At 66.4% G+C, this 6,260-nt stretch carries 7 protein-coding genes; all 7 read right to left on the bottom strand.

The annotated features are described in order from the left end of the window. Positions 1–138 precede the first annotated feature (138 nt). Positions 139–411, bottom strand: a complete 273-nt coding sequence (locus tag QZX93_RS15485; protein ID WP_295389813.1) for a hypothetical protein — start codon at positions 409–411, stop codon at positions 139–141. Between the two features lie 23 nt (positions 412–434). Next, a complete protein-coding gene (locus QZX93_RS15480) occupies positions 435–986 on the bottom strand; it encodes an AAA family ATPase (RefSeq protein ID WP_295389811.1) in 552 nt (183 codons plus the stop codon). Between the two features lie 92 nt (positions 987–1,078). Further along, a complete protein-coding gene (locus QZX93_RS15475; RefSeq protein ID WP_295389809.1) occupies positions 1,079–1,486 on the bottom strand; it encodes an HIT family protein in 408 nt (135 codons plus the stop codon). 69 nt (positions 1,487–1,555) lie between these two features. Then, the gene (locus tag QZX93_RS15470; protein ID WP_295389807.1) at positions 1,556–2,167 is read right to left on the bottom strand and encodes a hypothetical protein; all 612 of its coding nucleotides are present in this window, start codon (positions 2,165–2,167) and stop codon (positions 1,556–1,558) included. Between the two features lie 15 nt (positions 2,168–2,182). Continuing rightward, a complete protein-coding gene (locus QZX93_RS15465) occupies positions 2,183–3,637 on the bottom strand; it encodes a hypothetical protein (protein ID WP_295389805.1) in 1,455 nt (484 codons plus the stop codon). Positions 3,638–3,714: 77 nt separating this feature from the next. Beyond that, complete coding sequence (gene gltX, locus QZX93_RS15460) at positions 3,715–5,136, bottom strand: glutamate--tRNA ligase (protein ID WP_295389803.1); 1,422 nt, start codon at positions 5,134–5,136, stop codon at positions 3,715–3,717. A 153-nt stretch (positions 5,137–5,289) separates the two neighbouring features. Next, positions 5,290–6,260, bottom strand: a 971-nt coding sequence (locus tag QZX93_RS15455) for a M15 family metallopeptidase (RefSeq protein WP_295389801.1), incomplete at its 5' end; no start/stop codon positions are given.

The raw sequence follows: 6,260 nt of genomic DNA, 5'->3' as shown, positions 1-6,260 counted from the left end.
GACAACTGCTCTTTCTAGCAGGCTGTCGGACTTAGTGATGCAACCGATTGAATGCAAAGAGTTTCCTCTTTTGCGCCAAAAAGTCGTTTTCCTGTTTAATCAATCGGTTACGCCATCAAGTCCGACAGGCTGCTAGGATCAAGGCTCCGCCGCTGGCTCCACCACCCGCCAGACTACCCGCTCCAGACCGATCCCTACCACCGCAAATAGCCGCAGGTCGGTCAGGCCATAACGCGCCCGAAGGGCCGCACCGTAGCGCTGCGCTTGCGCCGCCGCCTCATCCAGCTTGGCCGCGACCGGGGGCAAGGCGGCCAATGCCTCGCGGGTCGCTACGCGTAGCGACTCCCCGGTGAGCCCAAGCTCTTTGAGTCCCACATATTTGAATTCAAACAACAGATCGAGCGCGGCCACGCCCCGCTGATCCGGACGCACGATCAGGCTTCGTAATAGTCCTGTTTACGCCCGGCCATCAGCACGTCATTGGCGAAATTGTCGTATTCGTCAATCAGCAGATAGATCTTACGCCCGGCGGCGCGCGTGGCGGTCAGGGCCGATTCCAGCGAAGACAGCGCATTATGCGGGTGGAGGGTGATCGGCCGGGGCAGGTGGGCGGCATAATCGGCGGCGAAGGCGGCGATGCGGTCGTTGAGGTGCTGATGCAGCGCCGCCTCGATGTCGTTGATCGCTCCCTGGGCCTTTACCAGCGAGAAATCCCACTTCATCACAAAGTATTGATTGTGCAACCGGGTGGGATTCCGGCCGATGGCCAGTTGGCCGAACAGTGCAGCGAATTGCTCGGCCCGGTTCACATCGTAATAGTGTTCCAGCAGCGACAGCAGCAGGCTCTTGCCGAAGCGGCGCGGGCGGATGAAGATCAGTTGATCGCCCGCCGCTTCCAGTTGGGGAATACGGTCGGTGCGATCCTGGTAAAAGTAACCGCCCTGGATGATCTTGCCGAAATCGCTCAAACCGTAGGGAAATCTCATGGCGCTGCCGACTCTCAATCAATCTGCTGCCCAAGATGGTTGCCGTCCCTGGCCTGGATTCCGCATCCCGGCCGGAATGACGCTCGCGCCGCTCACGCCTTCCGTGGGGTCCAATAATCGGCCCGCGCCGGGATTACGCGCCGGATGCCGCCGCGCGGGTCGGGCTGGTCGCCATGGCAGCGCGGGATCAGATGGACATGCAGGTGCATGACGGTCTGGCCGGCGGCGGTGCCGACATTGACACCGACATTGAATCCGTCGGGTCGGGGAATGCCGTCGACCCCCGCGGTGAGGTCGGCCGCCGCTTGACGCACCGCGGCCCAGACCTCGGCCATTTCCTCGACGGTGGCCTCGAACAGGTCGGCGAAATGGCGACGGGGGCAGATCAGGGTGTGGCCAGGCGCGACCGGAAAGGCGTCTCGCAAGGTCAACACCAGTGGCGACTCGGCGACGACAAACTTTGGGTTCGGGTCACAGAAGGGGCAGTCTTTGTGCGTCATGGTTTACTCGTGAATTGGCCGCGGGCTTGAGCCAGCGGGGTTCCGGCCGCGCGCCGGAACCCCCGCCGCTCAACCAGTGAAATCGGCATCGGCGTCGGGGCGTGCGCGCGGCTTGCGCTTGCGGTTGGTGAGCGCCGGGACGGCCTCGGGGACCTCGATGATCCGCATGGAGCGTTCATCCGCTGCCAGTTGCCGTTTAGCGATGATCTTCTCCTGGCGCACCCGTACCGCATAACCCAGGGCAGCGCCCCCGGCGGAGGCGACCGTCAACAGCCCCAGGGCCATGAACTGGGTGAGCATCATCGTCAATCCCAGACTGACTGCACCGCCGACCACCACCGCCGACTTCAGGCTCATGCCCGCCCCCAGACTACGCGCCGCCTTGGCGCCGGTGCGGACATCCTTGATCCGCTGCTGCTCGGCCTTGAGGCGAAGCTGCTCACGCTCCTTGGAAAAGCGCGCGGCCGCCCGGGCCACGACATGGTGTCGGCCGGCCCCCGCGATGCTGCTGAACCACAGGGCGGCCATGACACCGATCGCCACACCGAGGATGAGATAGAGCGGCCAGGTGGTCAGCCAGTCGGTGCGTAGCGCGGTATAGACCAGGAGCCCGGTCACTCCCTGGAGCAGGAAGATGCCGAGCAGATAACGGAGCAGGGTGGAGATACTGGTGAGGTTCATGAGTGGCGCACTGCGTTAGCGGGCTGATGGGTTGGAGTCGGGGGTCGCGGGCGCGGGCGCGAACGGGTCCGCGGGCGTCGCTGGGGTGGCGGCCGGCGTAGCCTCTGGGGTGGCCGTCGGCAGTTCCGGTTTGGCCACCGGGGCTCCCGGCTCGGCCATCGGCGCTTCCGGCATCGCCGCGGGCGCGGCGACGACTGGGGGTGGCCCGCCCACCCGGAAGACCCAGGCATCGGGGAGCGCCGGGCTCAGGTCTGCCGCCGGGACCGGGCGACTGAAGAGGCCCAGCAGGCGATCGCGGATGGCGGCGAGCGCCTCCGACCGGCCCTGTTGCTCCGGCGGGATGGGCCGGTCATAGGCATCGACCACGGCATAAAGATAACCCGTACCGATGTCTGACAGGTCCGCGACCAGCCGCGGGGCGGCTGCGGTCCGGGGCAACAGGCGCGGCTCGAGGCTGGAGATCAGAAAGGGCCCGGGGCGTGTCGTCAGCCGCTCGGCCAGGGCCGACCGATCGTGCCGCTTGAGATACTGACCCAGGTCGGCACGCATCGCGGCGGACAGATCGGGCGCGGTCGCGCGGTCGGAATAGGTGGCGATCAGGAAGCTGTGGGCCTCCGCCCGGGGGGTGTGGGCCCCCTGCTCGCCCGCCAGGACATAGGTTTCGATCACCCGCAGGAGTTCCCCGTAACGGGCGCGATCGGCCTCTTTGGCCGGATCGAAGCCGGCGCCGAGCAGGACGAAGGTATAGACCCCATAGCCGGGCGTGGCATGACCGTAGAGGGCGCCCGGGGTGGTGGCGGTGACGACCCCGGACTGCGCCGCGCCCGAGGGGAAATAGGCCATCCCATAGGTCGGTGGCGGGGGCGACGGGGTCGCCTTGACGAGGCCGGCGGCGGCCGCGGCCCGGATGGTGTCGGCGGCCCGCGAACCGCTGAGGGACAGGGCGCGCTGCTGCACCTGGTCCGCCACCTCGCTACCGCCCTGGGCCACCAACTCAGTCACCACCGCGGACACTGAGCCGCAATCCCCCTGGATCAGGGCCTCGGTGGCCAAGGCCGGGTCGACGCCGGAGCGATAAAGGTCAGTCACCAGGGGCGCCAGCCCGTCCCCGCGCTTACCCATCCGGGCCGAGCCGCAGATCAAGGCGACCTCGCGCCGCAGGTCCGGCAGGTTCGCACTGAAGGGCGTGAACGCCGGACCCTCAGGCCCGGCCGGGGCCGCCCCGGCCGACGGCTGGCCATCCCATTGGGAGGCCGGCGGCACCGTCAGGTCCGGCGGCTGGGTCTTGCCGTGAGGCGTGGCGGGCGCCGACGGGCCCGTGGGGCCGGGGAAAGCCCCGACGCGGTCGGGCCGCGGCGCGGCACAGCCGCAGAGCAGCGACAGGGCACACAGCCCCGCCAAGACGATCCGGCCCAGCACCGCTCCATCGGCAGACCGATCGCATCGTTCACGGGGCTGGTTCGGCGTCATCTTGTTCCCAGGTGGTCGGCAACCGCACATGATAGCGGATTGTTCATGGCGACAGGAGCGCGCCGCGGCGCTGTCGGTCAGGCGCCGCCCTGCGCCTCCCGGTTGGCGATGAAGGCGAGCGCGCGGTCGATACGCCGCAGGGTCGCCTCCTTGCCGACCAGCTGCAGGGTGACATCGATCCCCGGCGAGGCGGCGCGCCCGACGATGGCCACCCGCAGGGGCTGGGCGACCTTCCCGAGCTTCTCCTCCAGTTCCTCCGCCACCCGCTCCACCCCCCGGTGCAGCGGCTCGGGGGTCCAGTCCTCCAGGGCCATCATCTCGAAGGCGGCACGCAACCGGACCAGTGCCTCCCGGGCGACCGGGCGCAGGTGCTTCTTGGCCGCCTCCGGGTCGTAATCGGCAAAGTCCCGGTAGCAGAAGGCACTGATCTCGGCAAGTTCCACCAGGGTCTTGGCGCGCGCCGCCTGGGCGACCACGACCAATTCCGGGTCCGGGCCCTCAGTGGGGTCGATACCCAGCGCGCCCAAGTGGGTCCGCAACAGGTTGGCGACCCGCGCCGGATCGGCGGACTTCAGGTACTCCTGATTGAGCCAATCGAGCTTCTCCGTGTTGAAGCTGGAGGCGGCCTTGTTGACGTTGGCGATGTCGAACAGCGTGATCATCTCGTCCAGGCTGAAAACCTCCTGGTCGCCGTGTGACCAGCCCAGGCGCACCAGATAGTTGAGCAGGGCCTCCGGCAGATAACCCGCGTCCCGGTACGAAATGACGCTGACGGCACCGTGCCGCTTGGACAGCCGCGCCCCGTCGTCGCCCAGGATCATGGGCACATGGGCGTACTGGGGCGGCTCGACCCCCATTGCACGCAGGATGTTGATCTGACGGGGGGTGTTGTTGATGTGGTCGTCGCCGCGGATGACCTGGGTGATGCCCATATCGGCATCGTCCACCACTACCGCCAGGTTGTAGGTGGGCGAGCCGTCGGTGCGGCGGATGACCAGGTCATCCAGCTCCGTGTTGCTGAACACCACCCGGCCGCGGATCAGGTCGTCCACCACCACTTGCCCCACCAGCGGGTTGCGGAAACGGATCACATGGGGGCTGGCCGGATCGATCTGGCGGTCGCGACAATGGCCGTCGTAACGCGGCTTCTGCTTCTCCGCCATCTGCTCCTCGCGCAGGGCCTCCAGGCGGACCTTGGGGCAGTCGCAGCGGTAGGCCAGATCCCGGGCCAGCAGGTCCTCGATCACCGCGTTGTACCGCTCGAAGCGCTCGGTCTGGTAGAAGGGGCCCTCGTCGTAGTCGAGCCCCAGCCAGGTCATGCCCTCCAGGATGGCGTTCACCGACTCGGCGCTGGAGCGCTCCAGGTCCGTGTCCTCGATGCGCAACACGAACCGCCCCCCATGCTTGCGGGCGTGGAGATAGGAGAACAGCGCGGTGCGGGCGCCACCGACGTGTAGATAGCCGGTGGGGGACGGGGCGAAACGGGTACGGACGGTCATGATCGCGCGAGCTTCCTGAGGCGTGGGACAGGGGCGGGATTCTAACAGAGGCACGGCCCTCCCCGGGGGGCCGTGCGGCGGGCAGTCGCCGGCCAGGGCGCCGCGGCGGCGCTCGCCGCCGGACCAAACCGGGCGGCGGGGACGGCGGCGGCGTTACAGCCGGGCGGCTTGGACGTGCATCCAGTCATAGTTGCGGGTGCGGCCCAGACTCAACCAACCCTCCTCTTCCCAGAACTGCCACCACGCAGCGTATTCCGACTTCGCAAAGCTGGCCCTATCCTTGCCCCACTTCAATTGGTTGCGTTCCGGGTCATAATCGATGGCAGTGCCCCAGGAATGCATCGACCAACTGCTGCCGCCGCGCATCTTGCGCACGTTCAGGCAACCGCCCCAGAGGTCCAGACGTAGGGCCTTGATCTTATCCTTTCCGTAATGAGCAAGGACCTTTATCAGCACGCGTTCCAGGCTGTCATGCACCTTTTCATGGCAACTGAACTTATTGACAACCTTATCCACGTCCCAGGCCAACCGATGCGGGTATGGTAGGGCGATCGAGACCTGATGCGTACCTGGTTGGCCGTAGAAGCTGACCATATCCTTTTGTCGAGGCCAGTGTTGGGCCTGTGCGGGGACGATGAGATTGCTCGGCTCAGGCTCATTATCCCGCCAGGGCGCCGGCAGTTGGCCGTTCTGGTAGAAATAGTCCAGCGCCTCCACGGCATAGGTCGTTTGCGGGCCCCAATAGCCGTCGACCACACCCGTATCGATCTGCTGATCGAGGCAGAGCAGTTGCAGATAGGCAACGGCATGCCGCTCACCGCCCCAGGTCGGCCAGTCTCTTGGCAGTTGTTGGAGTTGTTGAGCCCTGGCCAGTAGCGCTTGCCGGGCCGCCTGATAGGTCTTGTCGCCCAACTGCCCGTCGCTTTTCCCCGGATCGAATCCGGCCGCTTGCAGCCGCTGTTGCACTAACACGATGGCGTTGCTAGGGAGGCGCTGATTAAATCGTGTCGTCCTCTGAGATGCCTCCGAAGGGCGAGATTTTTTCACCGAGAACGAGGGTTCTGCTCGCGTTTTCTGTGAATCAGCCTCGTTGTCTCTCGCAATCGTGTAATTTGCCGCGGCGG

This window comes from uncultured Thiodictyon sp. (assembly GCF_903946935.1).
GTDB lineage: Bacteria > Pseudomonadota > Gammaproteobacteria > Chromatiales > Chromatiaceae > Thiodictyon.
Note: the sequence above shows the minus strand (reverse complement) of the source record. Positions and strands in the feature narration are given on the sequence as shown.